The organism is Ensifer adhaerens, from assembly GCF_000697965.2.
GTDB classification, from domain to species: Bacteria; Pseudomonadota; Alphaproteobacteria; order Rhizobiales; family Rhizobiaceae; genus Ensifer; species Ensifer adhaerens.
Genome location: NZ_CP015881.1, coordinates 1,265,933 through 1,291,359 on the forward strand (window position 1 = coordinate 1,265,933; position 25,427 = coordinate 1,291,359).

At 63.3% G+C, this 25,427-nt stretch carries 28 protein-coding genes and 1 pseudogene; 11 read left to right on the forward strand and 18 right to left on the reverse strand.

The window, feature by feature from the left end; all coding sequences use genetic code 11:
• Positions 1-10 precede the first annotated feature (10 nt).
• The 6 genes from FA04_RS25420 to FA04_RS25445 form a co-directional block, all read right to left on the reverse strand.
• The gene (locus FA04_RS25420) at positions 11-727 is read right to left on the reverse strand and encodes an ABC transporter ATP-binding protein (RefSeq protein WP_034800072.1); all 717 of its coding nucleotides are present in this window, start codon (positions 725-727) and stop codon (positions 11-13) included.
• Positions 708-1,472: an ABC transporter ATP-binding protein gene (locus FA04_RS25425; protein ID WP_034800071.1), complete on the reverse strand. Its 765-nt coding sequence runs from the start codon at positions 1,470-1,472 to the stop codon at positions 708-710. The genes FA04_RS25420 and FA04_RS25425 overlap by 20 nt, the downstream gene beginning before the upstream one ends.
• Positions 1,472-2,476 (reverse strand): branched-chain amino acid ABC transporter permease, encoded by a 1,005-nt coding sequence (locus tag FA04_RS25430; protein ID WP_089046005.1) that lies wholly within the window; start codon positions 2,474-2,476, stop codon positions 1,472-1,474. Before FA04_RS25430 ends, FA04_RS25425 begins: the two co-directional genes overlap by 1 nt.
• The gene (locus FA04_RS25435; RefSeq protein WP_034800070.1) at positions 2,473-3,339 is read right to left on the reverse strand and encodes a branched-chain amino acid ABC transporter permease; all 867 of its coding nucleotides are present in this window, start codon (positions 3,337-3,339) and stop codon (positions 2,473-2,475) included. Before FA04_RS25435 ends, FA04_RS25430 begins: the two co-directional genes overlap by 4 nt.
• A gap of 175 nt (positions 3,340-3,514) precedes the next feature.
• The gene (locus FA04_RS25440; protein ID WP_034800069.1) at positions 3,515-4,687 is read right to left on the reverse strand and encodes an ABC transporter substrate-binding protein; all 1,173 of its coding nucleotides are present in this window, start codon (positions 4,685-4,687) and stop codon (positions 3,515-3,517) included.
• Positions 4,688-4,992: 305 nt separating this feature from the next.
• Positions 4,993-6,837: a phospholipase D-like domain-containing protein gene (locus FA04_RS25445; RefSeq protein ID WP_051659532.1), complete on the reverse strand. Its 1,845-nt coding sequence runs from the start codon at positions 6,835-6,837 to the stop codon at positions 4,993-4,995.
• Between the two features lie 245 nt (positions 6,838-7,082).
• Between FA04_RS25445 and FA04_RS25450 the strand changes: the two genes are divergently transcribed.
• The 5 genes from FA04_RS25450 (at position 7,083) to FA04_RS25470 (ending at position 10,157) form a co-directional block, all read left to right on the forward strand.
• Positions 7,083-7,886 carry a DUF899 domain-containing protein gene (locus tag FA04_RS25450; RefSeq protein ID WP_034800067.1) on the forward strand — a complete coding sequence of 268 codons (804 nt, stop codon included), beginning with the start codon at positions 7,083-7,085 and terminating at the stop codon, positions 7,884-7,886.
• Positions 7,883-8,146, forward strand: a complete 264-nt coding sequence (locus FA04_RS25455) for a hypothetical protein (protein WP_034800066.1) — start codon at positions 7,883-7,885, stop codon at positions 8,144-8,146. Before FA04_RS25450 ends, FA04_RS25455 begins: the two co-directional genes overlap by 4 nt.
• A 306-nt stretch (positions 8,147-8,452) precedes the next feature.
• On the forward strand, positions 8,453-8,809 hold the full coding sequence (locus tag FA04_RS25460; protein WP_143034323.1) for a hypothetical protein: 357 nt from the start codon (positions 8,453-8,455) through the stop codon (positions 8,807-8,809).
• A 155-nt stretch (positions 8,810-8,964) separates the two neighbouring features.
• Positions 8,965-9,285, forward strand: a complete 321-nt coding sequence (locus tag FA04_RS25465) for a FliM/FliN family flagellar motor switch protein (protein WP_051659531.1) — start codon at positions 8,965-8,967, stop codon at positions 9,283-9,285.
• A gap of 104 nt (positions 9,286-9,389) precedes the next feature.
• Positions 9,390-10,157 (forward strand): 3-hydroxyacyl-CoA dehydrogenase, encoded by a 768-nt coding sequence (locus tag FA04_RS25470; protein ID WP_034800064.1) that lies wholly within the window; start codon positions 9,390-9,392, stop codon positions 10,155-10,157.
• A 61-nt stretch (positions 10,158-10,218) separates the two neighbouring features.
• Here the strand turns inward: FA04_RS25470 and FA04_RS25475 are convergent, their stop codons facing one another.
• Positions 10,219-10,830, reverse strand: a complete 612-nt coding sequence (locus FA04_RS25475; protein WP_034800063.1) for a helix-turn-helix transcriptional regulator — start codon at positions 10,828-10,830, stop codon at positions 10,219-10,221.
• A 164-nt stretch (positions 10,831-10,994) separates the two neighbouring features.
• On the opposite strand from FA04_RS25475, the pseudogene FA04_RS25480 reads away from it, so the two are divergent.
• The 3 genes and pseudogenes from FA04_RS25480 to FA04_RS25490 all read left to right on the forward strand — a co-directional run bounded on the left by FA04_RS25480 (position 10,995) and on the right by FA04_RS25490 (position 12,704).
• Positions 10,995-11,602 (forward strand): annotated as a pseudogene (locus FA04_RS25480) (superoxide dismutase).
• A 204-nt stretch (positions 11,603-11,806) separates the two neighbouring features.
• Positions 11,807-12,346, forward strand: coding sequence for a flavin reductase family protein (locus tag FA04_RS25485; protein WP_234798810.1), 540 nt, complete (start codon positions 11,807-11,809; stop codon positions 12,344-12,346).
• A 25-nt stretch (positions 12,347-12,371) separates the two neighbouring features.
• Positions 12,372-12,704 (forward strand): tetratricopeptide repeat protein, encoded by a 333-nt coding sequence (locus FA04_RS25490; RefSeq protein ID WP_034800062.1) that lies wholly within the window; start codon positions 12,372-12,374, stop codon positions 12,702-12,704.
• A gap of 64 nt (positions 12,705-12,768) precedes the next feature.
• On the opposite strand, the gene FA04_RS25495 is transcribed toward FA04_RS25490, so the two are convergent.
• From FA04_RS25495 to kdgD, 6 genes are all read right to left on the reverse strand, one after another.
• Positions 12,769-14,049: a TRAP transporter large permease gene (locus FA04_RS25495; protein ID WP_034800061.1), complete on the reverse strand. Its 1,281-nt coding sequence runs from the start codon at positions 14,047-14,049 to the stop codon at positions 12,769-12,771.
• The gene (locus FA04_RS25500; RefSeq protein ID WP_034800060.1) at positions 14,050-14,571 is read right to left on the reverse strand and encodes a TRAP transporter small permease; all 522 of its coding nucleotides are present in this window, start codon (positions 14,569-14,571) and stop codon (positions 14,050-14,052) included.
• 79 nt (positions 14,572-14,650) lie between these two features.
• The gene (locus FA04_RS25505) at positions 14,651-15,628 is read right to left on the reverse strand and encodes a TRAP transporter substrate-binding protein (RefSeq protein ID WP_034800059.1); all 978 of its coding nucleotides are present in this window, start codon (positions 15,626-15,628) and stop codon (positions 14,651-14,653) included.
• Between the two features lie 118 nt (positions 15,629-15,746).
• Complete coding sequence (locus tag FA04_RS25510; RefSeq protein ID WP_234798783.1) at positions 15,747-16,619, reverse strand: amidohydrolase family protein; 873 nt, start codon at positions 16,617-16,619, stop codon at positions 15,747-15,749.
• Positions 16,616-17,758, reverse strand: coding sequence for a mandelate racemase/muconate lactonizing enzyme family protein (locus FA04_RS25515; RefSeq protein ID WP_064817042.1), 1,143 nt, complete (start codon positions 17,756-17,758; stop codon positions 16,616-16,618). Before FA04_RS25515 ends, FA04_RS25510 begins: the two co-directional genes overlap by 4 nt.
• Positions 17,759-17,778: 20 nt before the next feature.
• Positions 17,779-18,690, reverse strand: coding sequence for a 5-dehydro-4-deoxyglucarate dehydratase (gene kdgD / locus FA04_RS25520; protein ID WP_034804438.1), 912 nt, complete (start codon positions 18,688-18,690; stop codon positions 17,779-17,781).
• 298 nt (positions 18,691-18,988) lie between these two features.
• Between kdgD and FA04_RS25525 the strand changes: the two genes are divergently transcribed.
• Both FA04_RS25525 and FA04_RS25530 read left to right on the forward strand, forming a co-directional pair.
• Complete coding sequence (locus FA04_RS25525) at positions 18,989-19,777, forward strand: NAD-dependent epimerase/dehydratase family protein (protein ID WP_034801792.1); 789 nt, start codon at positions 18,989-18,991, stop codon at positions 19,775-19,777.
• 108 nt (positions 19,778-19,885) lie between these two features.
• Entirely contained in the window at positions 19,886-20,623 is a 738-nt protein-coding gene (locus FA04_RS25530; RefSeq protein WP_034801794.1) for a FadR/GntR family transcriptional regulator, read from the forward strand.
• 21 nt (positions 20,624-20,644) lie between these two features.
• On the opposite strand, the gene FA04_RS25535 is transcribed toward FA04_RS25530, so the two are convergent.
• The 5 genes from FA04_RS25535 to pcaD form a co-directional block, all read right to left on the reverse strand.
• Positions 20,645-21,700, reverse strand: a complete 1,056-nt coding sequence (locus tag FA04_RS25535) for a 3-carboxy-cis,cis-muconate cycloisomerase (protein WP_034801796.1) — start codon at positions 21,698-21,700, stop codon at positions 20,645-20,647.
• 105 nt (positions 21,701-21,805) lie between these two features.
• Positions 21,806-22,420, reverse strand: coding sequence for a protocatechuate 3,4-dioxygenase subunit alpha (gene pcaG / locus FA04_RS25540; protein WP_034801798.1), 615 nt, complete (start codon positions 22,418-22,420; stop codon positions 21,806-21,808).
• Entirely contained in the window at positions 22,420-23,169 is a 750-nt protein-coding gene (gene pcaH / locus FA04_RS25545) for a protocatechuate 3,4-dioxygenase subunit beta (protein ID WP_034801800.1), read from the reverse strand. The genes pcaG and pcaH overlap by 1 nt, the downstream gene beginning before the upstream one ends.
• Positions 23,170-23,181: 12 nt before the next feature.
• The gene (pcaC, locus tag FA04_RS25550; RefSeq protein ID WP_034801802.1) at positions 23,182-23,586 is read right to left on the reverse strand and encodes a 4-carboxymuconolactone decarboxylase; all 405 of its coding nucleotides are present in this window, start codon (positions 23,584-23,586) and stop codon (positions 23,182-23,184) included.
• Entirely contained in the window at positions 23,579-24,391 is an 813-nt protein-coding gene (pcaD, locus tag FA04_RS25555) for a 3-oxoadipate enol-lactonase (RefSeq protein WP_034801805.1), read from the reverse strand. The genes pcaC and pcaD overlap by 8 nt, the downstream gene beginning before the upstream one ends.
• Positions 24,392-24,484: 93 nt before the next feature.
• On the opposite strand from pcaD, the gene pcaQ reads away from it, so the two are divergent.
• Entirely contained in the window at positions 24,485-25,411 is a 927-nt protein-coding gene (gene pcaQ, locus FA04_RS25560) for a pca operon transcription factor PcaQ (RefSeq protein ID WP_034801846.1), read from the forward strand.
• Positions 25,412-25,427: the final 16 nt, after the last annotated feature.

The window sequence follows — 25,427 nt, forward strand, 5'->3', positions numbered from 1 at the left end:
GACCGCGTGGTCAGTGGAGCCCGCCGACGCCGAGCAGCCGCTCGACGGCATCGTGATCTCCCGCCAGCGCTTCCGGCGTTCCGGTCCAGGCGATCCGGCCGCGTTCGAGCACGATCACCCGGTCGGCAAAGTCGAGCGCGCTCTGAATGCGCTGTTCGACCAAGACAATCGTCATGTCGCCGGTCTTTGCCAGTTCGGCAAACGCCTTCATCAGCTCTTCGCAGATAACGGGGGCCAGGCCCTCCAGCGGTTCGTCGAGCAACAGGATCGACGGACGGCCGAGGATGGAGCGTGCCGTCGACAGCATCTGCTGTTCGCCCCCTGAGAGCTGGCTGCCGAGATTGCGCCGGCGCTCGAAGAGACGCGGGAACATGTCGTAGGCTTCCTGGATCGCACTTTTCGGGCGGTTCTTGAGGCCGACGAACAGGTTTTCCTCCACGGTCAGCGTCGGGAAGACGCAGCGCGCCTGCGGCACGAAGCCGAGCCCCTGCATGGCGCGCGCAGCACTTGGCAGCCCGGTCACGTCCGTCCCGCCCATGCGGATGCGACCGTCGTAGCGCCGTGTCTGGCCGGCCAGTGTCGCAAGCAGCGTCGTCTTGCCCATGCCGTTGCGACCGAGCACTGCAAGCCGGGTACCTGCCGGAACGGCAAAGGATACGTCTTCGAGCACCCGCGTCGGCCCATAGCCGGCGGACAGGTTTTCCACCTCAAGCGGCGTGGCTGGCATTGGCATAGCTCCCCAGATAGGCTTCCCGCACGCGCAGATCCTTCGTCACGTCAGACGGCGAACCGTCGAAGATGATCGCGCCGGCGGCCAGCACGACGACGCGCTTGGCAAAGCGGAAGACGAGATCCATGTCGTGCTCAATCATCAAGACGGCGAGATCGGCTGGCAGGTCGGCCAGTGCCTGCTCGATCCGGCCGGTGTCGCTCTGCGGCACGCCGGCGGCGGGCTCGTCGAGCAGCAGCACCCGCGGCTTCAGCGCCAGCGCAACGGCGATCTCCAGCAAGCGTTGCTGACCGTAGGCGATCTCGCTCACCTTGCGGTGCATCAGTTCCCGAAGCCCGAGCTTGCCGAGAAGGTCTGCCACCTCGGCCATGACGTCCGGCATGCCCAGAAAATTGCCGAACAGACGACCGGCGCGGCCAGTGCGTTGCAGGACAGCGAGCGCAACATGTTCGGAAGGTGTCATATCGGCAAAGAGCCGCGTCACCTGAAACGAGCGAACGAGCCCCCTTCGCACCCGACCGATGGCGTCGATACCGGTCACCACCTCGCCACCGATACGCACCTCGCCGGAATCCGGCTTGAGATTGCCGGTCACGAGATTGACGAACGTCGTCTTGCCGGCGCCGTTCGGCCCAATCAGCGCGACCCGGTCGCCCGGCGCCATGCTGAGGCTGACGTCATTGGTGACCGCGAGCCCGCCGAAGGCGCGCTTCAAGTTGCGGACTTCGAAGATCGGCTGCATCACTGTGCCTCCTTGCGGCGGGCAAAGAACGCAGCCGCGGTGCCATAGATGCCCTTCGGCGCGAAGAGCACGACGGCGATCAACAGCGCGCCCACCATCGTCAGCCAATGGAAGGGATTGGCCGCCGAGACCACGTCCTCGAAAAACATGAAGACGACAGTGCCAGTCAGCGCGCCGAAGAGAGAGCCGGTACCCCCGAGCACCAGCATGACGAGGCTTTCCGCCGACATCGTAAAGGAGAGGCTGTCGAGCCCGACGACCTGGGTGGAGATCGCATTCAGCGCGCCGCCGACGCCGGCAACGGCACCGGAGATGACATACATTTTCGTGAGCGCGAACTTCGGCGACGCCCCCATCGAGCGGATGCGGACAGGGTCTTCCTTGATGCCGCGGCACAACATGCCGAAGGGCGAGCGCACGATCAGTCGCAGCACGACGAAGACGATGGCAAGCAGCGCCACGCCGAAGACATAGGCCGTGCGGCCCCAGAGATCGAACTCGTAGAGTCCGAGAAGTGCCGTCGGCGCAATGCCGGAGAGCCCGTCGCTGCCACCGGTCCAGGAGGAGGCCTTGTTGGCGAACTCGTGGAAGAGATGGATGAGCGCGATCGACAGCACCAGTTGCGGCAGCCCGTGCGCACGCAGGATGACGACCCCGCAGATAAGTCCCGCCACCGCCCCGGCAACAATGCCGAAGGCCAGCATCGCCAGCGGATCGTTGATGCCGTAATGCGCCGAGGCGATGCCCGCGGCATAGGCGCCGGCGCCGAAGAGGGCCGCGTGCCCGAGCGTCGCGACACCGCAATAGCCGGTGACGAGATCGAGCGACAGCACCAACAGAGCGGCTGCGATGATCCGGGTCAGAAGAGCCAGATTGTTGGGAAAGAGGAAGTAGCCGACCACCGCGACCAGCAGGATAACGGCCAGACCTATGAGGTCCCCACCGCCAAACCGTCGGCGCACCGGAGCGGTCGCGATCAAGTCGTTCGTCGTCGTCATGGTCATCCCTTGGCCCTCCCGGCGAGCCCGCGCGGGAACACGCAGATGATCGCGATCACGGCCAGATAGAAGAAGAATTCACCGAATTCCGGCATGAGATAACGGCCGGTCGTATCGATCGCGCCGAGCAGCAGGCAGGCAACGAGCGCGCCCGGGATAGACCCGGCGCCGCCGACGGAGACGACGACCAGGAACGTCACCATGTAACGCAACGCGTAATAGGGTTCGACCGGAAGAAGTTCCGCCCCCACCACGCCGCCGAAGGCGGCAAGTCCGACGGCAACCGCAAAGCTCACCGCATAGACGATTTCCGTGCGCACACCGAGGGCGGCCGCCATTGCCGCGTTGTCAACCGAGGCCCGCAGCTTGACGCCGAAGGCGGTCTTTTCGATCGCGTACCAGAGACCGGCTGCAACCACGAGGCCGCAGACGATCGCAAAGATGCGATGGGTGGCGATTGCCCGGAAGCCGAGGTCGACGGATCCCTGCAATTCGCCAGGCAGCGGCACCGTCTTCAGCGTCGGGCCGAAGACATAGTTGGCGATGCCGATGATGCAGAATGTGATACCAATGGTCATCAGCACCTGGGTCAGTTCCGGTGCGCCGTAGATCCGCCTATAGAGCAGCCGCTCGATCGGCACGGCGATGATGATGGTGCCGAAGACCGCGAGCAGCACGGCAAAGCCGTAGGCAAGACCCAAATCGCGCGCTGCATAGGAGGCGATGTAACCGCCGATCATGGCAAAGGCGCCATGCGCCAGGTTGACCACGCGCATCAGGCCCATGGTGACCGAAAGGCCGATGGAGATGACGAAGAGCACCATGCCATAGGCAAGGGCGTCGATCGCAATGCTGAGGACGGTTTGCATGGGGCTATCCGTTGCCCTTTCTTCCAAATTTGGCTGCGCCGGATTCGGTGCGCACTATGCGCGGAGCGGCAGTCAGGCGCCAGCATTCGCGGCGCCGCAGGCGCGCCGGTCGCTCAAAAGCAACCGGTCAACGCATCATCAGTGTCGGTGGGCGCTCAGCACCCGCCCAAGTCGACTACTTCAGCGCAGCGAGACCGGGGTCGCCCTGCTTCTCGAAGGTCTGGATTTCCTTGTTGTAATAGGTGCCGTCATCGGCCTTGGCGACCTCGCGCAGATAGATGTTCTGGGTGATGTGACGCGATTCCGGATCGATCGTCACCGGACCACGCGGGCTGACCCAAGAGAGGCCTTTCACGGCTTCCACGGCCTTGGCCGCATCCTGTTCGCCGCCGGTCGCCTCGATCATCTTGTAAATCACATGCATGCCGTCATAGGCTCCGACCGAGGGGAACGAGAGTTCGGCCGGGTTGCCGATCGCCTTGCTCGCCGCTTCGACAAAGGCCTTGTTCTCCGGCGAGTCGTGCGAGACGGCGTAGTGGAAGGTCGTCTGAATGCCGAGCGCCGCCTCACCGAGAGCAGGCAAATCGGATTCCTGCGTGAGGTCGCCGGGCGCAAAGAACTTGATGCCGCCGTCCTTCAGGCCGTTTTCCTTGAAGGCCTTGACGAAGCCGAGCGTCGTCGGGCCGGACGGCAGGAAGGCGAAGACGCCTTCCGCGCCCGAATCCTTGATGCGCTGCATGATTGGGGAAAAGTCGTTGGTCGCAAGCGGCATGCGGATCGCTTCGACCACCTGGCCGCCGGCCGCTTCGAAGCCCGTCTTGAAGGCGTTCTCGGCGTCCACGCCCGGGCCGTAGTCGCTGACGACGGAGATCACCTTGGAAACACCCGCGTCCTTGGCAACCTTGGCGATCGGCGTCGAGGTCTGCCAGGTGGTGAACGAGGTGCGCACGACGAGCGGGCTTTTGGTGACGATCGCCGAGGTCGCCGCGTTCATGATGACGAGCGGCACATTCGCCTGGGTGAGCAGCGGCGTGACCGCCATGGCATCCGGGGTGAAGTAGAAGCCGGCGAGGTACTGCACGCCTTCCTTGACCACTAGTTCCTGGGCCAGCGCCTTTGACTGGGCGGGATCGGCCTGCGGCACGTCGCGGTAGATGATCTCGATATCGTCGTCGCCGACCTTGCTGCCGTTCAGCGCCATATAGGCGTCGATGCCAGCCTTGAAGTTCTTGCCCTGCAGCGCGAAGGGGCCGGAGAACGGTCCGACGACACCGATCTTGATCGTGTCGGCATAGGCAGCACTGCTCATTGCCAAAGCCGCAACCGCAGCCAGAATCATCCGCTTCATATTTCCTCCCTGAGATGCCGGCCACTCCCGAGCCCGCATCCTCGTCGCAAACGACTGTCGATTTGATGGTTGTCAGCTTGCCATGCCAAACGGTGATGTAAAAATGAAATATGGGGTGCCAATCATAATTTAGGGGTTATGTTTTGACACAGGCAGCGCGCCTCGGCCAGCCGAGTGCACCGAAATCCCCAGCCCATGACACGCACCTTCCGGTGCCCGCGCCAACCCACTGCGATCAACAGGGGAGCAGCAAACGACACGGTGGCGGCGCAATCGCAGGTTCGGGGCGTATCGCCGCCGCTAACCTAGATCGGCGGCAGATTTTCCGGCTGCGCCATGGCGATGAAGACCTGAACGCGTTTGGCTCGCAGCTTGCCGGGCTTGTACTTCTTCAGCCACTCGCCAGTTTCATCGAGGAACAGACTGGCCGCGGCTCCCTCGGATGTCCCCACGCGCGCCGCCTTGTCCCGGTCGGACTTCTTCTTTGCTGTCGCCTCCCGGACAGAGCGGAAATAATAGTGGTTGAACAGCCGATTGAACTCCGTGAAGTAGATGTCGGCCGCGCGCCGATCGCCACGGATGAGCAGCATGTTCTCGTCGTTGTCGTTGGTCGACGCGTCCGAGAAGTTCGCCGAACCGGTGACGACCATTGGATCCGCGCCAAGGGGATCGGCGAGCAGAAACTTGGAATGCACATAGGCGACGTGATTGTTGAGCCCGAGCGCCCGCGCATTGGTTTCCCGCGCCCACTGATAGACCGGATCGCGCAGATAGGATCCCCAGGCCTGATAGACGTTCTGTCGCGCCGTCAGCGGAATGAACGGCTTCTTCGCCTTGGCCTTAGGCTGGTCGCGCTTTTCCAGGAGGAGGAAGAGCACCGGATGCACGCCGGACTGGGCACTATTGTCGAGAAACGCCTGCTTGAAGCGATCGTTGATCCCGAAGGCGAGCGTCACGCCGCCATAGGACCGCGCCTCGTCCAGCGCCCTCACATACATATCCAGAACGGCGCTTCCGGCACGCGGACTGAAGATCGAGGTCACGCCGCTTGAAACATCCGCGGGCGCATGCGGCACCTCGGCAAGGTCAGAGACCGCCTTGCGAAAGGCTTTTCGCTTTGACCTGCTCGCGGCAGGATTGTCGGTCTTTGCCGCACCAGGGTCGCCGGCAAGCAGTGTCCAGTATGTTTCAAATGCCTTGGCGAGATCGGCGTCGCGGACCCAATGCCCGACATTGGTCTGGCCATGCACGCCGCCCATCGACAGGTTCGTCGAGCCTGTCCAAACCTGCGGCTTTCGGCCCGGATCCTTGGGGAGCAGCACCATGAACTTGTTGTGCTGTATGTCGGCGGGATTGTTCTCCCGCCACCGCGCGATCGCCGCCTTCGGAAGCCCTACGGTGCGGACGATTTCCTTGTTCTCCTCGCGCGGAAAGCTCTCGTGGAACTTGCCCTTCTTGTCGGTATAGGCATTTTCCTTCGCGTCGAGCACGAGCCTCACGGCGACGCCGCGCTCGAAGGCGGCCTTCAGCCTTTCCACGACGGGGCGATATCTGAATTCATAGAAGCAGCCGAGCAGCGTGTCCCCCGCTTCCGCCTCGTCGATGAAACGCAGCAGTGCTTCGTCAAGGTCCCGGCTCAGCCACTGCAGCGCCTCGAGCGTCTTTTCCGGCGTTTCCAGCTTGTCCGGCGGCTTGTTTCCGAAACGGCGTCGGTAGGCCTGGCTGCTCGCGACACCGCGGTTGAAGAAAACGTCGTGCGTCTCCTCACTGAAGAGCGGTTCGGTTTTGATACCGATTCTGATGGCAGGTGCTGACCGGTCGATGTTCTTCGCCATACCTGTCAGCGGATGGAAGTAATAGTCGTAACGCCGACCGGGCTTGGCCGTGAAGTCATCCCAGACGAAACTCTGAACGGGATGGTCGTAGGTCAGAACGACGGTATCCTCATTGGGATGGGAGATCACCGTTTCGAAGACCTTGAAGCCGTACATGTAGTACCGCTCGCCTTCCGTTGGATCATGCCGCTCGACCGCAAAACCGAGAAGCCCCGCGGTGTCGGCGTTGCGATAGTCTATCGCGAACGAAACCGTATTGACCCCCGACACGGCGAAGACCTTGTACCCGCCAACCGCATCCGAAACGAAATGCATGCCGTCCTCCCGCGCGTGGTTGCGACAAGCATACTCGCTCAACTTCGAGGAATTACAACAGCGACAACTACAAAGGAGCTTGATCGGCGAACTCCCGCGCCGCTGCGCAGTGGCAGCGGCTCCGGCTCGAAAACACCGCCACACTTGTTACTCCCGCCGATCCTCTTGCGGTGTCAAGCTGCTCAGGACTGCAAGGCATCGGCCTTGCGTTGAGAAGTTTTGCTGAAACGAGGAGACACAGCACCATGACCCAGACGATCGAGAAACGCGAGAACGGACGCGCGGACGCCCAGTCGACGATGCAGAAGCCGCCGGTGGTTTCGGCACAGGCATGGGAAGCGGCCCGGCAGGAAATGCTGGTAAAGGAAAAGGCGCACACCCGCGCCCGCGATGCGTTGGCTGCCGAGCGTCGGCGGATGCCCTGGACGGCCGTGACCAAGAACTACGTGTTCGAGGGCTCCGACGGCAAGGCGAGCCTGCTTGACCTCTTTGCCGGCCGGCGCCAGTTGATCGTCTACCGCGCCTTCTACGAACCGGGCGTGCATGGCTGGCCCGATCACGGCTGCCGGGGCTGCTCGATGGTCGCCGATCAGGTTGCGCATCTGTCGCACCTTAACGCCCGTGACACGACCCTGGTCTTTGCCTCGCGCGCCCCGCAGGCGGATATTGCCAGGCTGAAGGCACGGATGGGCTGGACCATGCCCTGGTACACCATCACCGACAGCTTCGATGCTGATTTCGACGTGGGCGAGTGGCACGGCCACAATGTCTTCTTCCGCGACGGCGAAGAGCTGTTTCGCACCTACCTCGTCAACAGCCGCGGCGACGAACAGATGGGTAGCACCTGGAACTATCTCGACATCACCCCGCTCGGCCGACAGGAAGTGTGGGAGGATTCGCCGGCCGGATATCCGCAGACCCCGACCTACAAGTGGTGGAACTGGAACGACAGCTACGTCGAAGGCGCTGCCCCCGACAAAAGATGGGTCGAAGTATCGGATGCCGGCGAGGCCGCGATGCGCGCCTCCGACACGAGCGCGAAGCCATGAGCATCGGCGCCCGCTCCGGTGAGCGCGACGGGCGGGCGCCCTCCCTCGCCCGTTTGGTAGCTGCGGGGTTGGCGCTTGCCGCCGCCCCCACCTTCGCCCTGATGGCGGTTCTTTCCAACATGGGAACCGCCGGGGCCGATCCGATGCTGTGTAGCGGCGCCGGACAAACTGTGATCGGCGGGATGACCGCCATGTATCTGCTGATGGGCGCCTTTCACCTTCAGCCCTGGCTGAAACTGATCGACATCAGAAAGGGCTGAGGGATCGGCCTCGCCCCCGGCGCCTGTCAGTTGCGGGCGTCGGGAGCTGAAAAATCATCCGGCGACATGCTATTGTCGCACGGCACGCAAAAGATGTGGAAACGCCGATGGGCATATGTCCCTGAAATCGGCGAGTGGGCATGCTGTCGAGTCGGAGAAGCAAGTGACTTCTCAGCTTGAAGTACGGAACGGTTCCACTAGGTAGATTTGGCAAGATCTCCGGCCCTTGTATCGGCAGGAGAAATCAGTCGCTTTCCACCTGTGGCCGGATCCGTTCGGAAAATACAGCGAATCAGGAAGTTGACCTTGAGTGTTGCCGCCTCTCAACCGAACCCGACACGTTTCAAGAGCCGCCCGTTGCCTTTGGCGGGCGCCCTGCTGCTTTTCGTTACAGCCGCTGCGGCATCGCTCTACTATTTGAGTGGAGCGAAAGAGCCTTCGTCGGAGATCGCAGCGATTGCTCCGGCTGTGACCGGCGCTGAAGTCGACGCCGCGATGATGCAGTCGCCGAATTTCCAGATCCTGTTCAGTGACGGCGATCGCGGGCTGATGGTCTACGAGGGTTACGTCTATGTCGTGCGACTCGGCGACAAATTGCCGAATGGCCGCCGCATGATCGGATTCCAAAAACGGGACGGAAACTGGGCTGCGGTGACGCTTTGACAGCTTTCACCGCCTCCGAATTGTGGATGTTAACGCTTTGTTAACGCTCGCTTGCAAGGCACGGGGAACCCCCATTTAGCCACGGTTGCTACCCAGGGCGAACTGGCGCAACTCTTTGTTAAAGAGTCGTGAATCAGTGCTTTGGATGGTGCAGAATGATTAACAAGAAGCTACAGGATGAGCTGGTCGAGCTCGACGAAAGCCCTGCGTTCGAAGGCCGTTCTGTCATGAGCGAGCGCGCAGTCCAGGGAATTCCTCTCGCGATCGAAGCGGTGATCGGGCGCGCCAAGCTGACGGTGTCGCAGATCTCGAAACTCCATCAGGACGACACGATCCATCTCGATCGCAACTTCGGCGAACCGGTGGAACTCAAGGTCAACGGCATGGTGATCGGCCGCGGCGAAATCGTCTTCGACGAAGCCACCAACGCGATCGGCATCAAGATCATCGAAATCTCCCCGATCGGCGCCCAATAGGCTCCGACGCGTAAGGCCGCCGTCGTCAGCGGAACTTGGCTTCCACAGCCAGCAAGGCTATGTCGATAGTTCAACGACACGATCCGGTACGGGAGGAGCCTCATATGCTGATCGATGGAAAAGTCTTTATCGTTACCGGTGGCGGTTCGGGTCTGGGTGCGGCCGTCGCGCGGCAGCTGCATGGCGAGGGTGCCCGCGTGGTTCTCGCCGACGTCAACGCCGCAGCCGGCCAGCAGATGGCCGAGGAGCTTGGCGGCAACGCGCTCTTCCAGAAGACGGATGTCACCAGCGAGGCCGATGGCGCCGCCGCAGTGGCAGCGGCCCTCGATCGCTTCGGACATCTGCACGGCCTGGTGAACTGCGCCGGCATCGCGCCGGGGGAAAAGGTGCTCGGGCGCGACGGTCCGCACCGGCTTGAAAGCTTTTCGCGCGCGGTCGCGATCAACCTCATCGGCACCTTCAACATGCTGCGGCTCGCCTCAGAGGCGATCCAGCGGGAAGAGCCCGGCGAGGATGGTGAGCGCGGGGTGATCGTCAATACCGCATCGGTCGCCGCCTTCGATGGCCAGATCGGCCAGGCGGCCTATGCCGCTTCCAAGGGCGGCGTCGTCTCGATGACCCTGCCGATTGCGCGCGAACTCGCGCGCCACGGCATTCGCGTCGTCGCCATTGCGCCGGGCATCTTCGAAACACCGATGATGGCCGGCATGCCGCAGGAAGTGCAGGATTCGCTCGGCAAGAGCGTGCCCTTCCCGCAGCGCCTTGGCAAACCGGACGAATTCGCGGCACTCGTGCAGCACATCTGCGAAAACCGCATGCTGAACGGCGAAGTCATCCGCCTCGACGGCGCCCTGCGCATGGGCGCGCGCTGACACGATCGGAGCTGGTGGCGCCCGACGACCGGGCGCGTGCCAGAGCGTTCCTTTGGCACGATCAGGCGGCCCGGTCGGCCGACTTGACCACATAGGCACAACGTCGCGCGCCGGCCAGAATGTGCTCGGCGCGCTCGACCTCGACACCGGGGCCGAGCACCGCCCGAAACACGCTCAATTCTGCCCTGCAGAAGCCCTGGCAGTTGGTCGCGGCGGCACAGATCGGACAATGGTTCTCGACGAACAGCAGCGTGCCGTCGCCCGGATCCTCGCAGGCGGCCATATAGCCTTCCTGTGACCGCAATCGAACGAGCACGTCCACCCGTTCGCGCAGGCTCTCTTTCTCCACCATCGCCGCACGATAGTTCTGGCGCGTCTCGTCCTCACGCGCGGCGATCAGCCGGTCGATCGCGTCCTCGCCAAGCGTCTGCCGGATGGTGCGCAACAACTGGACGGTCAGCTCTGCATGCGTATCGGGAAACTCCGCGTGGCCGGCAGCCGTCAGCCCCCAGAACTGCGACGGACGACCGACGCCTTTTGCCTCGGACCACGACGTGGCCAGCCCCTCCTCGGCGAGACGCACCAACTGCTGGCGCACGGCCTCGCCGGTGATCGCCAGACGTTTGCCGAGCGCTGTCGCGGTCTGCGGTCCGTGTAGCTTGAGTGCAAGCATGATGCGCTCGCCCGGGGTGCGGCCGGCGCTTTGCTCTGGATTTAACAAGGGATCGCTTGACATATTCCCGCGCGCAGATTTACAAAGAATTGTCTTGCTAAATACACTCTCCTCCGTTCGCAGACAAGTGATCCGAGAGTGCCCCGCCCGCAAAGGATTTGACCATGGCCTTCGAACTTCCCGCCCTTCCCTACGCCGCCGCAGCACTTGCCGAAAACGGCATGAGCGCCGAGACGATCGAGTTTCACCACGGCAAGCATCACCAGGCCTATGTCACGGCGCTCAACGGCTTCGTCGAGAAGGACGCCTCGCTTGCAGGCCTGTCGCTGGAAGAGATCATTCGCCTCAGCCACGGCAAGGCGGAACTCGCCCCGGTCTTCAACAATGCCGGCCAGCACTGGAACCACATCCTGTTCTGGAACAACCTTTCGCCGAAGGGCGGTCAGATCCCCGGCGTGCTCGATAAGAAGATCACCGAAGATTTCGGCAGCGTCGCTGCCTTCAAGGATGCCTTCAAGGCAGCCGCCACCGGCCAGTTCGGTTCGGGCTGGGCCTGGCTGGTGCTCGGCCAGGACGGCAAGCTGAAGGTGACGAAGACCGCCAATGGCTCCAACCCGGTTGCCACCAATGAAGGCAAGGCGCTGCTGGCCTCGATGTCTGGGAGCACGCCTATTACATCGACTACCGCAATCGTCGCCCGGACTACGCGTCGAACTTCCTCGACAAGCTTGCCAACTATGAGTTTGCCGAAGCGGAGCTCAAGTCCGCCTGACCGACTGAAGGCGGTGCGGGCTGGAAAGAGTTCGCGAGCCGATCGGTCGAAGAGTTGCAGCAGCCGCTCGCCCCCGCCTGAGCTCAGGCTTCTGCAAATCCCGTGGCGTCTCCCCGCCGCCACGGGCTATTTCATCTCGGAACGAGCCCCATGCGCCAGACACCTCCGCCCTCCCTCGCCATCGACGCCCATGCCGACCTGGCGGTGTCGAAACCGGAGTTCGCCGACACCCTGTCGCATCTCGCCGCCACCGTCTGCGTGGCGAGCGCCGGCAATGGCCCCGACAGTCTCGGCCGGACGGTGACGGCGACCTTCTCGCTCTCTGCCAACCCGCCGTCGATCGTCATTTCGATCAAGGCGGACAGTCCGCTTGCCGCGCTGATCGCCGCCGAGCGAGGGTTTTCGCTCGCCATGCTGGCTGAGGGCCAGGAGCTGATCGCAGATGCCTTTGCCGGCAAGATCGAAGCGTCGAAGCGCTATCTCGTCGGCATATGGGCTGAGTGGCCGAGCGGACGGCCAAGGCTGCTCGGCGCGGCTGCCACGCTCGACTGCCTGCTCAGCGCTTCGATCGAGGTGGGCGACCATATGCTGTTCGTGGGAACAATTGTCGCAACCCAGACGTCTGCTCATGCCGACCCCTTGATCTGGGGCCGCCGCCGCTATCAGTCTCTCGACAGGACGAGATCGCTGACGCTGGCGAGCAATGGGCATGCGCCCCTTACCCCAAGCAAGCCTGCGGCCTGAACCGGCGATCGCGGAGGAGGAAGCCATGCGGCAAGTGCTCGAAAAGCTCTTACAGGACGGAAAGGACGACGCCCTTTTGCGGTTCACGCTCGGCAGCATCTGCCTCCAGGAGGCGGACTTCGATACCGCCTTGGCCCATGTGGAGCGGGCGATCGCCTTCGACCCGGACTATTCGGCAGCATGGAAACTGCGTGGCGCAATCCTCCTCAAGCTGGGCCGCCACCAGGAGGCAATTCAGGTCTGGCGCGAAGGCCGTACGGTCGCCGAGCGGAAGGGCGATCTGCAGGCAGCAAAGGAAATCGGCGTCTTCCTGAAACGCCTGGAGCGGCAGTGTCTCGCCGCCAACGGGAACGAGTAGCCAGCCCTGAAAAAGGCCGCGCCCGGCGGATATACCGAGCCCGGAGATATCGCGAACGATCAGTTCACTTGAAGACCGAAGGCAGCCACAGCGACAGCGCCGGTATGTAGGTGACCGCCATCAGCACTGCGATGCTGGCGCCGAAGAACGGCCAGATCGTGCGCATCGCCTCGCGGATGGATATCCCGCCGACGGCGCAGCCGACGAAGAGTACGGTTCCGACCGGCGGCGTGTTGAGGCCGATGCCGGCATTGAGGATCATCACCACACCGAAATGCACCGGATCGATGCCGAAGGCCTTGACCACGGGCAACAGCACTGGCGTGCAGATGATCACCATCGGCGCCATGTCCATGAAGGTGCCGAGGATCAAAAGGATGATGTTGATGACGAGCAGCACGATGATCGGGTTTTCCGAGATCGCGCCGATCGCACTGATCATCAATGCCTGCACCTGAAGGAACGCCATCAGCCAGCCGAAGGACGCCGCCATGCCGATGACGAGCAGCACCATGGCCGTCGTGCGCACCGCCCCCATCACCGCCTCGACGAAGCCCGTCCAATCCAGCTCGCGATAAACAAGCATGGCGACGAGGAAGGCATAGAGCACGGCAATGCACGAGCTTTCCGTGGCGGTGAAGACGCCGGAGCGCACGCCGCCAAAGATGATGCCGATCAGCACGATGCCGGGGAACGAGGCGAGCAGGTAGTAGAAGACCTTGGCAAAGCCCGGAAACGGTTCGGACGGATAGCCCCGGCGCCTGGCAACGACATAGGCCGTCACCATCAGCGCAAGCGCGAGCAAGAGCCCCGGGATGATGCCGGCGGTAAAGAGATCGGCAACCGAAACATTACCGCCAGCGGCGATCGAATAGAGGATCATGTTGTGCGACGGCGGAACCATCAGCGCGATGATCGCCGCATTGACGGTGACGTTGACGGCATAGTCGCGGTCGTAGCCGCGCTTGGCCATCTGCGGGATCATCAGACCGCCGACCGCCGAGGCGTCAGCCACCGCCGAGCCGGAGATGCCTCCGAAGAGCGTCGAGGCGACGATATTGACCTGGCCGAGGCCGCCGCGCAGGTGGCCGACGAGGCCGGCCGCAAACTGGATCAGCCGGTTGGCGATGCCGCCGCGCACCATCAGGTCACCGGCAAAGATGAAGAACGGGATCGCCATCATGGCAAAGACGTTCATGCCCGAGTTCAGCTGCTGAAACACCACCACCGGCGGCAGGCCGAGATAGAGCACGGTCGCGAACGAAGCGATGCCGAGGCAGAAGGCGATCGGCGTGCCGATGAGCATCAGGAGGGTGAAGACCCCAAAGAGGATAGTGTAAGCCATTCAGGCCATCTCCTGCACGACGACATCGGCTGCGAGTTCGACGCCGAGAAACTGGTCGATAAAGCGCTCGGCTGCAAACAGGGCGATCATGGCGCCACCGACGACGAGCGGGAAAAAGTCGACGCCGCCGGGCCATCCGAGAACCGGAATGGTCGCCGTCCAGGTGCCGGCCGAAAGGAGCAGGCCGTAATAGGCCATCGCTAACCCGAACACGACGATCAGCCCGAGGCTCGCCAGATCCATGGCAAGCTGCACCGACGGCTTCATCACGTGTCGGACGACATCAAGGCCGAGATGCACGCTTTCGCGTACGCCGACGGCGGCGCCGAGCATGATGAACCAGGCCATGAGATGAAGAGCCAAGGGCTCCGACCAACTCGGAGAGTCGTTGAGCACGTAGCGGGCAAAGACCTGCCAGCCGACGATCAGGGTCATGGCGACCATGCCGATGCCGGCGATGTAGAGCGAAGCGCGGCTCAGCGCGCCTAGAAGCGGACGTATCGTCCGCATGAAACGACGCATGTTTCTTCCTCCTCCGCAAAGGCGATCCGGTAAACAGTTGAAAAGGCCGGCCCCGATCCCGGAGCCGGCCTCACCGCTGTCACTTGACCGCCTTTACCCTTTCGAGAAGGTCCTTCAGCTTCGGGTCGCTGACGAACTGGTCGTAGACCGGCCCCATCGCGGCTGAGAACTCCTCCTTGTTGACCTTGATCACGTTGGCACCGGCAGCGCGGACCTTCTCCTCGGAAGCCTTTTCGCGCGCGCTCCAAAGCTCGCGCATCTTGCCGACGCTGTCCTTGGCCGCTTGGCGAAGCAGCGTCTGATCCTCAGGCGAGAGCTTGTCCCAGCTCGTCTTGGAAATGACGAGGATTTCCGGATTGAGCGAATGTTCGGTCAGAGAATAGTTCTTGGCCACCTCGAAATGGCGGGCGGATTCGTAGGATGGCCAGTTGTTTTCGGCACCATCGACGACGCCCGTCTCGAGCGAGGAATAGACTTCGCCCATCGGCATCGGCGTCGGGTTGGCGCCGAAGGCCTGCATCATCGCGATCCAGAGATCGGATTGCTGCACGCGGATCTTCAGGCCTTTCAGGTCAGCCAGTTTCTCGATCGGCTTCTTGGTCGTGTAGAAGGAGCGCGCCCCGCTATCGTAGAAGGCAAGACCGATCAAGCCATGCGGTTCGAAGGCTGCGAGGATTTCGTCGCCGATCGGGCCGTCGACGGTGTTGTGCATGTGTTCCGTCGAGCGGAACAGGAAAGGCATGCCGAGGACCATCGTCTCCTTGACGAGGTTGTTGAAGGGTGCTGCGTTGACGCGGTTCATGTCGATGACGCCGAAGCGGGTCTGTTCGATCGTGTCCTTCTCGCCGCCGAGAACGCCGTTGTTCATGACCTCGATCTTGATGCGACCGTTGGTGCGCTCGGAGAGCAATTGCCCCATGTATTTGACCGCATCGACGGTCGGGTAGCCATCCGGATGGATATCGGCCGAACGCAGGGTGATTTCCTGCGCCTGCGCCGCTGTGCCGGCAAACGCCAGCCCCATGGCGACGCAAAGCATGCTTGCAATTTTCTTCATGTTTTCCTCCTCTAGTCGTGCTTCGGCCTCTCCCAAGACCGGGTTGCTGCCCATCCGGGCCGGCATGCGAAATCTCCATGTTGTGGGTTCCACGGGCGCCTCCCAGCACCCGCGGCAACTACACCGCGGCGAAGGCCGGCAGCTTGAACAGGCGTTCCGGGTTCTCGACGAGAGCCAGATGTCTGGCCCGTTCGTCCGGAAGCCAGCCGAGCACGAGGTCTGCCAGCCGTGCATCGTCGGGATAGTCTTCCGTCTTGCGGATCATGTTGTGCGGCCAGTTCGAGCCCCAGACGATGCGCTCTGGCGCATGCGCGGCGATCTTCCTGGAGACGGCTGCGACATCCTCATAGGGCCACCCGTCGCGCGAACTCTCGTAGACGCCGGCGAACTTGAACCAGACATTGTCGCGATCGATCAGCTTCAAGAGAGCCGCGATCTCCGGTCCATCCGGATCGACGCCGGCAAAGAACTTGCCGTGGTGATCGAGCACCCAGCGTGACCGGATGCGCGCCAGCCGCGGCAGATGGTCGAGCAGCCGGTTGCCGTCGAACTGCACGGCTATCATCCAATCTGCCGCATGTGCCCGCGCATCGACCGCTTCCAACGCATCGAGCCCCACCGCCCCTCCAGGCAGATCCATGATACGGGCACCGACAACGCCCGCGTCGCTGAGCGCGCCGATGTCCGCGTCGGACGTGGTTTCGTCGATGACGGTGACGCCGCGCGCGACATCGCCCATCTCGGCCAGGCAGGCGAGCAGATTGGCGTTATCCTTCTGATGGGCGTTGCCCTGGGTGATGATCACCCGGTCGATGCCGAGCCAGTCCATGACCTGGCGGTAGGCGGCAGCATCCGGCAACGGCTCAACCGGCAAAGGCGGGCCGCCGGGAAGCGATGGATAACCCGGCAGATACATGTGCATCTGCGCGTCGACCGTGCCCGTCGGCAAGCGCGGTTCAGGCGGGCGGCCGGTGAGGGTTCGCTCGATCATTGCGCGCTCTCGGGCATCTTGAACCTGGCGAGCGCGTCACGATCGATCTCGATGCCAAGGCCGGGCGCATCGGGGATGGCAACGACACCGTCGACCGCCTCGATCGGCGCCTTCAGCACCGCCTGCCGGAACGGGTTTTCCGTCCGGTCGAACTCCAGGATCGGTTCGATCGGGTTGACCCGCACCGGATCCGGCGTCATCGCCGCCATGAACTGCAGCGCGGCAGCGATATGCACGCCCGTGCCCCAGACATGCGGCACGATGCCAACGCCGTGCAGCGTCGCAAGGCTCGTGATCTTCGCCATCTCGGAAAAACCGCCGCAGCCGCAGAGATCCGGCTGCAGGATATCGACGGCACGGCTTTCGATCGCCGGCCACATGCCATAGCGGCCATGCCAGGTCTCGCCGCCGGCAACCGGGATCGGCTGGCCGGCCCTGACCGCGCGATAGGCGGAAAGCTGTTCCGGCACGACCGGCTCCTCGAACCAGTCGATGTCGTAGTCGGCCGCCGCCTTGCCAAGCCGGATCGCCTCGGTGACGGTGTAGCCATGGTTGGCGTCGATCATCAGTCGCATCTCGTCGCCGATCGCCTCGCGCACGGCACGAATGACACGCAGGTCTTCCTCGATGCCGAAGCCGATCTTGATCTTGCAGGCATGGAAGCCTTGCGCCCGGCGCTCGGCCATCTCCAGCGCATTGTCGGAGACCCGGTCGACGCCATCGCGCTTGAAGCTGCCGGTCGCATAGGCGCGCACGCTCTCGCGCCAGCGCCCGCCAAGCAGCATGGAGACGGAGGCACGATAATGTTTGCCCTTGATATCCCAGAGCGCGATATCGATGCCGGAAAGGGCGGTAATCGCAAGCCCGCGCTGCCCCTGATCGCGCAGCGCGTTGTAGAGGATCGCCCAGAGCTTTTCCGTCTGGCGCGGGTCCTGGCCGATCAGCCAGGGCGTGTACGCCGCAACCACCGCCGCATTCGGCCGCGCCGGGCCGAGGCACTCGCCCCAGCCGATCGTGCCGTCGTCGCACTCGATCTCGACCAGCACATGGGCGCGACGGTCAAAACGCATGGAGGCGCTTTCGAACGGCACGGCCAGCCGATGTTCGAGAAGGTGGGTGCGGACGGCGACGATCTTCATGGGCTATCCTCGCAAAACGCTCATTTCTGACGCTTGTTCGCACCGATGAGCGCGTCGAGCATGGCGACTTCCTCCTCGGTCAAGTCTTTCAGCGGCGCACGCACCGGACCGGCATCAAAACCCTGCAGCCGCACGCCGGCCTTGATCGCCGACACCGCATAGCCCTTGGCGCGGTTGCGGATGGCCATGAACGGATAGAAGAACTCGTTGAGGATGCGCTCGCAGGTGGCGCGCTCGCCGGCGCGAAGGGCGGCATAGAATTCATTGGCAAGGCCCGGCACGAAATTGAAGACGGCCGAGGAATAGGTGGTGAAGCCGGCACCGAGATAGGCCTCGGCAAACAGTTCCGCCGTCGGCATGCCGCCGAGATACATCAGCCGGTCGCCCATCTTGGCGGTGACCTGGCGCACCAGCCCGATGTCGCCGGTGCCATCCTTGAAGCCGATCAGGTTCGGGCATTCGTCGCACAGCCTTGCAAGCGTGTCGGCCTGCAGCACCGCGTTGTCGCGATTATAGACCATGACGCCGATGCCGACCGACTGGCAGATCTTCTTCACATGGGCATAAAGCCCTTCCTGCGGCGCATCGATCAGATAGTGCGGCAGAAGCAGGATGCCGTCGGCACCGACGCGCTCGACCGAACGAGCGATGTCGACCGCCATCTCCGTGCCATAGCCGCAGCCCGATACGATCGCCGTGTCGCCGGAAACGTCCTTGGCCGCCCTGACGATGCCGGGGATCTCGTCCGGCTTCAGCGAAAAGAACTCGCCGGTGCCACCGGCCGCAAACAGAACCGGGGCCTTGTAGCCGGCCAGCCACTCGACATGCGCCCGATAGCTGTCCGGCGCAAACCGACCCTCCGCATCGAAATGCGTCACCGGGAACGAAAGCAGGCCCGATCCAAGCGCGGCCTTGATCTGCTCAGGGTTCATTTCGTGCGGGTCCTCCCTAAAACTCGACGCGCCTACTAAGCAAGTCATCACACACATGTCAATATGTCGTAATACAAGTCATCATATAAGATCTGTGGGTCGCCTTTGTACTTCGAAAGCGACGTGACGCCATAAGGCCGAAATTCGGCACCAAACGCCGCCAAGAGATCGCTCCTTAACAAAATCGCCTCCTCGCGAAAGCATTGCAATAGAGATGTATTATATGTTAGCGGATATCATATGATATGTGGGCGCATCGATCGCGGTGAGCGCCTGCACCGGCTTGGGGGGACAGGCGATGGAACGACTTCTGATCACCGGCGCGGCGGGGCAATTGGGCCGCGTCATGCGCGAAAGGCTGGCGCCATTGGGAAGGACGATCCGTCTAGCAGATCGCGCGCCGCTCGATCCGCCGGGTGAAAACGAGGAATGCGTTCAGTGCGACCTGGCCGACCGGGGCGCCGTCAACGAGCTTGTCGTCGGATGCGATGCGATCGTGCATCTGGGCGGCATTTCGGTCGAACGTCCGTTCTCGGAAATCCTCGACGGCAATATTCTCGGCCTCTACAATCTCTATGAGGCGGCGCGCGCCAACAACAAGCCGCGCATCCTCTTTGCCAGCACCAACCACACGATCGGCTACTATCCGCAAGGCGAACGGCTCGGCCCGAACGCGCCCTACCGGCCCGACGGGCTCTACGGCGTGTCGAAGTGCTTCGGCGAAGCGCTGGCGCGCATGTATTTCGAGAAGTTCGGCCAGGAGACCGCCCTGGTCCGCATCGGCTCCTGCCTGCCCGAGCCCGTCAACTATCGCATGCTCTCCACCTGGTTTTCTCATGACGACTTCGTATCCTTGACGGAGGCCGTCTTCCGTGTGCCGGTTCTCGGTTGCCCGGTCATCTGGGGCGCCTCGGCCAACGACGCCGGCTGGTGGGACAATTCGCATGTTTCCTGGCTCGGCTGGCGCCCGAAGGACAATGCCGAAGTTTTCCGTCAGAAAGTCGCTGAAAACACCCCCACGCCGCAGCCGGGCGACTCTCTCGTGCGCTATCAGGGCGGCGCCTTCGTCGATGATCCGATTTATTGAGACATCACCCTTGGTTCCCGCGCATTGCAGCCAGCCATGGATTGCGCCCTTGATCGGCAATGGCGTATCCAGACACAAAGCACCCAAGTCGCAGAAACGGCCATTCCCATGAGCAACGTCACCGCCTCCGAACCCCCCGCCTCTCAAGGCAAGACGCTGGTGGCCAAGGTAACGGACGCCCTCAGCGGCCAGATCGGCGCCGGGCATTACAAGCCTGGCGACCGCCTGCCTTCGGAAGCGCAGCTGACGCAGGAATTCGGCGTGAGCCGCACGGTCGTGCGCGAAGCGATCGCGGCGCTGCGCTCCGGCGGGCTTGTCGAGGCGCGGCACGGTATCGGTGTCTTCGTGCTGGAGCCTGCGCCTTCGACCCCGCTGCCGTTCCACGGCATCGATCTTGCGCGCGTCTCTTCGCTGATCGAAATGCTGGAACTGAGGACCGCCGTCGAGGGCGATGCCGCAGCGCTTGCCGCCCTTCGCCGTTCGCCGGCCCAGGAAGAAAAGATCGCCGAAGCGTTCGACAGTTTCTGCGAGAGCGCCGCGCAGGGGCGGCCGACGGCGGAGCCCGACTTCAACTTCCATCTGGCGATCGCCCAGGCGACCAACAACCCGCGCTTCAGCGAGTTCCTGCAGATGCTCGGCACGGCGCTCATTCCCCGCCGAGCGGTTTCGGAGAGCGGCGAGGAAACCGTGCTGGCGTCTGCGGAGCTGTCGCGATTGATCGCCGAGCACGAGGCGATCCTCATCGCCATCCAGGATGGAGACGAGGAGCAGGCGCGCAGCGCCATGCGCCAGCACCTCAAGAACAGCCAGGTGCGCTACCGCTCGATGTTGCGCGCGGCCCGCTGAGGGATCGCGTCACCAGCCCGCTCAGGCGCGGCCAAGCCGGCGTATGTTGCCCACGATTTCGCCGGCCAGACGAAGCGCTGCCGCCGTCGCACCAGCCATCTGCGGCATGATCAGCCATTCCAGCGTCCAGGCGGCGCCGGAACGCTCCTGTTCGTGGATCAGCGCATGGTGCATGCCGGAAAGCTGGGTCGCGTTGAACCGCGCGAGCGCCACCAGAACTTCGGCTGCCACCGGGTTCTGCTTGTGCGGCATTGCCGAGGATCCGCCGCCACCCGCAAGCTCGATCTCGTCCCCCTGCTGCGCCATCAAGGCGATGTCCTGGCCGAACTTGCCGAGGCTGCCCGTGACCAGCGACAGGGCATTGGCGAAGTCCGCCACCTCCGAGCGCTGGCTGTGCCATTGCGGAAAGTCGGCGAGATCGAGTTCTTCGGCAAGCGTCGCGCGCACGTCGTCCGCCCGGTCACCGAGCTTCTCCAGCGTCCCGGCGGCGCCGCCGAACTGAACGGCGAAGAGATCGCGATCCATGGCTTCCAGCCGGTCCTTGTGATCGAGCAGCGGCTCGATCCAGCTGCGCAGCCGGTCCGACACGGTGATCGGGATCGCCGCCTGCATACGGGTGCGCCCCATCAGTCCGCGCTCGCCCCATTCGTTGTCGCACTCCTCGAGCACCGTGACGATGTTGCCGAGCCGGACGGCGAAAAGCTCGGCCACCGCCTTCATCCTGAGCATCAGGCTGGTGTCGATGACATCCTGGCTGGTGGCGCCGTAATGCACATAGTCTGCCGCCTCGCCGCCGACGATCAATCGCAACTGTCGCACGAGTTCCGGAACCACCACCCCGTCGGCCGCCACGGACCGCCTCAGCGCGCTGACGTCGGGCGAAAAGGCGCGGCACGCCTCGGTGATCCGATCGGCAGCCTTGGCCGGAATGATGCCGTGCACGGCCTCGGCCCGCGCAAGCGCCGCCTCGAAGGCGAGCATCGCATGGATATCGGCGGAAGCCGAGAACTCGGCGGCAACCGCCTCATCCCCCAGCAACCCGGAAAGATAAGGGTGGTCGAAGGCGGAATAGGTCATGATTTCCCCGTTTCTGGTCGCGGATGCGGCTCGCCGAACGAAATGCCACCTGCTGCCCTGAATGCCGCCCATGCGGCACTCCATATCCAGGCGTGACATTCCTGTTCAGATGTCGAGGAAGACCGTTTCCTTCTCACCCTGCAGGTGAATGTCGAAGACATAATTAGGCGTCGTTCCGGTCGCGACAAGCGTCGCGACGCGATGGCGATGTTCGATGCGCGCAAGCAGCGGATCGGCAGCGTTGGCTGCCGCCTCGTCCGGGAAATACATTCGGGTGTGAAGGCCTATGTTGATGCCCCGCGCGACGATCCAGAAGGTGATGTGCGGCGCCATTTTCCGGTCGTTGCTGTAGGGAACCTGCCCCGGCTTGATGGTCTCGAAGGAAAAGACCCCGTCTTCGGCGCCCGTTGCGCAGCGCCCCCAGCCGGTGAAGTTTGCGTCCGCAGCACCGCGTATCTCGGTCGGCGAATTGTAGAGCCCGGCGGCATCCGCCTGCCAGATCTCGACGAGTGCGTCTTTCAACGGCGCGCCGGCGCCGTCGATCACCCGTCCGGTGATAGTAATGCGCTCGCCACGCGTCTCAGCGTTCACCATCCGCGATCCGAGGTCAGCCTCGTAGACGCCGGTGATGCCGCAGAAGTTCGGGGTGAGGCCGATATGCACGTAGGGCCCGGCCGTTTGCGAGGGCGTCTCCTTGAGGTAGCCGAGTTGCTGAACCATCAGTTGCCCTCCAGCCGGTTCTCGAACAGTGTCGAGCGGCGTCCCCGCAGCACGATATCGAACTTGTAGGCCCGTGCGTCGAAGGGAATGGTGTTTGCCCAGTCGAGCGGGGCGATCAATTGTTCTACCGCCTGGCGGTCCGGGATGGTGTTGACGATCGGACACTTCCAGATCATCGGGTCGCCCTCGAAATACATCTGGGTGATCAGCCGCTGCGCGAAACCATGGCCGAAGACCGAGAAATGGATATGCGCCGGACGCCAGTCGTTGACGCCGTTCGGCCAGGGATAGGGACCGGGCTTGATCGTCCGGAAAGCGTAGCCCCCTTCCGCGTCGGTGATCGTGCGGCCGCAGCCGCCGAAGTTCGGATCGAGCGGCGCGAGATAACTTTCCTTCTTGTGGCGGTAGCGGCCGCCGGCATTGGCCTGCCAGAATTCAAGCAGCGCCCCAGGCACGGCGCGGCCACGCTCGTCGAGCACGCGGCCATGCACGATGATGCGCTCGCCAATGGCGCTCTCACCGGGCTTGGCGAAATTGTGGATGAGGTCGTTGTCGCGTTCGCCGATGACCGAATGCCCGAAGACCGGGCCGGTAATTTCCGAAATCGTGCCGTCGAGTGAAAGCAGCGCCTTTTGAGGCGAGCGCAGCACCGAGGTCTTGTAGCCCGGCGTCAGCGCCGGCGCATGCCATCCACGGTCGCGTGGGAAAAAGGCGCCCGTCTCCGGCTTTCCATTGGTTCTATCGGACATCGCTTCCTCCCGTCAGGCCGCCGTGCCGGCATCGATCTCGGCAAAGACCTGCTTGGCGATCTTGATCGCGTGGTTGGCCGCCGGCACGCCGGCATAGATCGCCACGTGCAGCAGCGCCTCGCAGATATCCTCGCGGGTCGCACCGGTATTGGCGGTCGCCCGCACATGCATGGCAACCTCGTCATCCTGGCCGAGGGCTGCGAGCAACGCGATCGTCACGATCGAGCGCTCACGCTTCGTCCAGGTCGGCCGCGACCAGACATGGCCCCACGCCGCTTCGGTGATCAGCTCCTGGAAGGGGCGGTCGAATTCGGTAGAAACCGACTGCGTCCGATCCACGTGATTGTCGCCGAGCACCGCACGGCGCGTGGCCATGCCCTGGCGATAGCGATCGGAGGGCGCAGAAGCGTCACTCATGGGTCCTGTCTCCATGCATTGCAATTTCGAAGAAGGCGCGCAGCACCGCGGTCAAGGCTTCCGGGTTTTCGACGCAGGGAATGTGACCGGCATCGCGGATGACTTCGTAGCGCGCACCGGGAATGAGGCGGGCGGTGGCAAGCACGACATCCGGCGGCGTCGAGCCGTCCTGATCGCCGACGACGCAAAGCGTCGGCACGGCGATGCGGGCTGCCGCCTCGGTATAGTCGGCGTCGCGGATGGCGGCGCAGGTGGCGACGTATCCGGTTACAGGCTGACGGACGAGCATGTTGCGATAGCCGGCATAGGCGATGTTTTCCGGGCGGCGAAACGCCGGCGTGAACCAGCGCTCGAGCACGCTATCGGCAATCGCCTCGATGCCGTGTTCCTCTACCGCCGCGATGCGTGCGGCCCAGGTCTCGGCCGTGCCGATCTTGTGCGCCGTGTCGCAAAGGACGAGCGCCCGCACCAGAGCGGGCCGTCGCTGGTAGAGCGACTGCGCAATCAGGCCGCCGACCGAGAGGCCGCAGATGATCGCCTGCTTGACCGAGAGCATGTCGAGCAGGCCGGCAAGGTCGTTCGCATGGTCCTCGATCGCATAGGGTGTGGGCCCGATATCCGAGAGGCCATGGCCGCGTTTGTCGTAGAGGACGATGGCAAAATCGCCGGCAAGACGGACGATGACATCGCGCCAGATGCGAAAATCCGTGCCGAGCGAATTGGCGAAAACCAGCACCGGCCGGTCGCCGGTGGCGCCGATCACCTGATAGTGGATCGTAATGTCGTTGATACGGGCAAACTGCACGGGCTCTCTCCTCCGCCACCAAATTGGATATTTAATCTGGTTAGGTAAAATGATATTTCATGGCATTTCATTAACTTGAGGGTTATGAATTCCATGATCGACGCCCGGGTCAAGTTTCGCCATCTACAGACATTTGTCGAGGTCTCCCGGCAGAAGAGCGTGATGAAGGCGGCCGAGCTGCTGCATGTCAGCCAGCCGGCCGTGACCAAGACGATCCGCGAACTCGAAGAGGTGCTTGGCGTCGCGGTCTTCGAGCGCGACGGGCGCGGCATCAAGATAACACGCTATGGCGAGGTGTTCCTGCGCCACGCCGGTGCGGCGCTGACGGCGCTTCGGCAAGGGCTCGATTCGGTCTCGCAGGAACGGTCCGGCGACGGCGTTCCGGTCCGCATCGGAGCGCTGCCGACCGTCTCGACACGCATCATGCCGCACGCCATGACGCTGTTTCTCAAGGAGGAGACCGGCGCCCGCATCAAGATCGTCACCGGCGAGAATGCAGTCCTCCTCGAACAGCTGCGCGTCGGCGATCTCGATCTGGTCGTCGGGCGGCTTGCGGCACCGGAAAAGATGACCGGCTTTTCCTTCGAGCATCTCTACTCGGAACAGGTGGTCTTTGCCGTCAGGGCTGGACATCCGCTGCTTGCCGGCGCCCATTCCACCTTTGCGCGGCTCGCCGACTTCCCGGTCCTGATGCCGACACGCGCCTCGATCATCCGCCCCTTCGTCGAGCGCTTCCTGATCACAAATGGTATTGCCAGTCTGCCGAACCAGATCGAGACAGTGTCCGACGCCTTCGGCCGGGCCTTCGTGCGGGCGAGCGATGCGATCTGGATCATCTCCGCCGGTGTCGTCGCCGCCGATGTCGACGATGGCACGATCGCAATCCTGCCGATCGACACAAGCGAAACGAAAGGTCCTGTTGGCCTGACCATGCGCGCCGACGCGGTGCCGCCGCTCGCCCTTTCTCTGCTGATGCAGACTATCCGAGAGGCGGCGACAGCGGTCTCAGCCAAGCTCTAGCAGCGCCTGGCCGATC

Coding starts and splice junctions, on each gene's coding strand:
- FA04_RS25420 (WP_034800072.1), bottom strand. CDS start 727: ATGCCAGCCACGCCGCTTGAGGTGGAAAACCTGTCCGCCGGCTATGGG.
- FA04_RS25425 (WP_034800071.1), bottom strand. CDS start 1,472: ATGCAGCCGATCTTCGAAGTCCGCAACTTGAAGCGCGCCTTCGGCGGG.
- FA04_RS25430 (WP_089046005.1), bottom strand. CDS start 2,476: ATGACCATGACGACGACGAACGACTTGATCGCGACCGCTCCGGTGCGC.
- FA04_RS25435 (WP_034800070.1), bottom strand. CDS start 3,339: ATGCAAACCGTCCTCAGCATTGCGATCGACGCCCTTGCCTATGGCATG.
- FA04_RS25440 (WP_034800069.1), bottom strand. CDS start 4,687: ATGAAGCGGATGATTCTGGCTGCGGTTGCGGCTTTGGCAATGAGCAGT.
- FA04_RS25445 (WP_051659532.1), bottom strand. CDS start 6,837: ATGCATTTCGTTTCGGATGCGGTTGGCGGGTACAAGGTCTTCGCCGTG.
- FA04_RS25450 (WP_034800067.1), top strand. CDS start 7,083: ATGACCCAGACGATCGAGAAACGCGAGAACGGACGCGCGGACGCCCAG.
- FA04_RS25455 (WP_034800066.1), top strand. CDS start 7,883: ATGAGCATCGGCGCCCGCTCCGGTGAGCGCGACGGGCGGGCGCCCTCC.
- FA04_RS25465 (WP_051659531.1), top strand. CDS start 8,965: ATGATTAACAAGAAGCTACAGGATGAGCTGGTCGAGCTCGACGAAAGC.
- FA04_RS25470 (WP_034800064.1), top strand. CDS start 9,390: ATGCTGATCGATGGAAAAGTCTTTATCGTTACCGGTGGCGGTTCGGGT.
- FA04_RS25475 (WP_034800063.1), bottom strand. CDS start 10,830: ATGCTTGCACTCAAGCTACACGGACCGCAGACCGCGACAGCGCTCGGC.
- FA04_RS25490 (WP_034800062.1), top strand. CDS start 12,372: ATGCGGCAAGTGCTCGAAAAGCTCTTACAGGACGGAAAGGACGACGCC.
- FA04_RS25495 (WP_034800061.1), bottom strand. CDS start 14,049: ATGGCTTACACTATCCTCTTTGGGGTCTTCACCCTCCTGATGCTCATC.
- FA04_RS25500 (WP_034800060.1), bottom strand. CDS start 14,571: ATGCGTCGTTTCATGCGGACGATACGTCCGCTTCTAGGCGCGCTGAGC.
- FA04_RS25505 (WP_034800059.1), bottom strand. CDS start 15,628: ATGAAGAAAATTGCAAGCATGCTTTGCGTCGCCATGGGGCTGGCGTTT.
- FA04_RS25510 (WP_234798783.1), bottom strand. CDS start 16,619: ATGATCGAGCGAACCCTCACCGGCCGCCCGCCTGAACCGCGCTTGCCG.
- FA04_RS25515 (WP_064817042.1), bottom strand. CDS start 17,758: ATGAAGATCGTCGCCGTCCGCACCCACCTTCTCGAACATCGGCTGGCC.
- kdgD (WP_034804438.1), bottom strand. CDS start 18,690: ATGAACCCTGAGCAGATCAAGGCCGCGCTTGGATCGGGCCTGCTTTCG.
- FA04_RS25525 (WP_034801792.1), top strand. CDS start 18,989: ATGGAACGACTTCTGATCACCGGCGCGGCGGGGCAATTGGGCCGCGTC.
- FA04_RS25530 (WP_034801794.1), top strand. CDS start 19,886: ATGAGCAACGTCACCGCCTCCGAACCCCCCGCCTCTCAAGGCAAGACG.
- FA04_RS25535 (WP_034801796.1), bottom strand. CDS start 21,700: ATGACCTATTCCGCCTTCGACCACCCTTATCTTTCCGGGTTGCTGGGG.
- pcaG (WP_034801798.1), bottom strand. CDS start 22,420: ATGGTTCAGCAACTCGGCTACCTCAAGGAGACGCCCTCGCAAACGGCC.
- pcaH (WP_034801800.1), bottom strand. CDS start 23,169: ATGTCCGATAGAACCAATGGAAAGCCGGAGACGGGCGCCTTTTTCCCA.
- pcaC (WP_034801802.1), bottom strand. CDS start 23,586: ATGAGTGACGCTTCTGCGCCCTCCGATCGCTATCGCCAGGGCATGGCC.
- pcaQ (WP_034801846.1), top strand. CDS start 24,485: ATGATCGACGCCCGGGTCAAGTTTCGCCATCTACAGACATTTGTCGAG.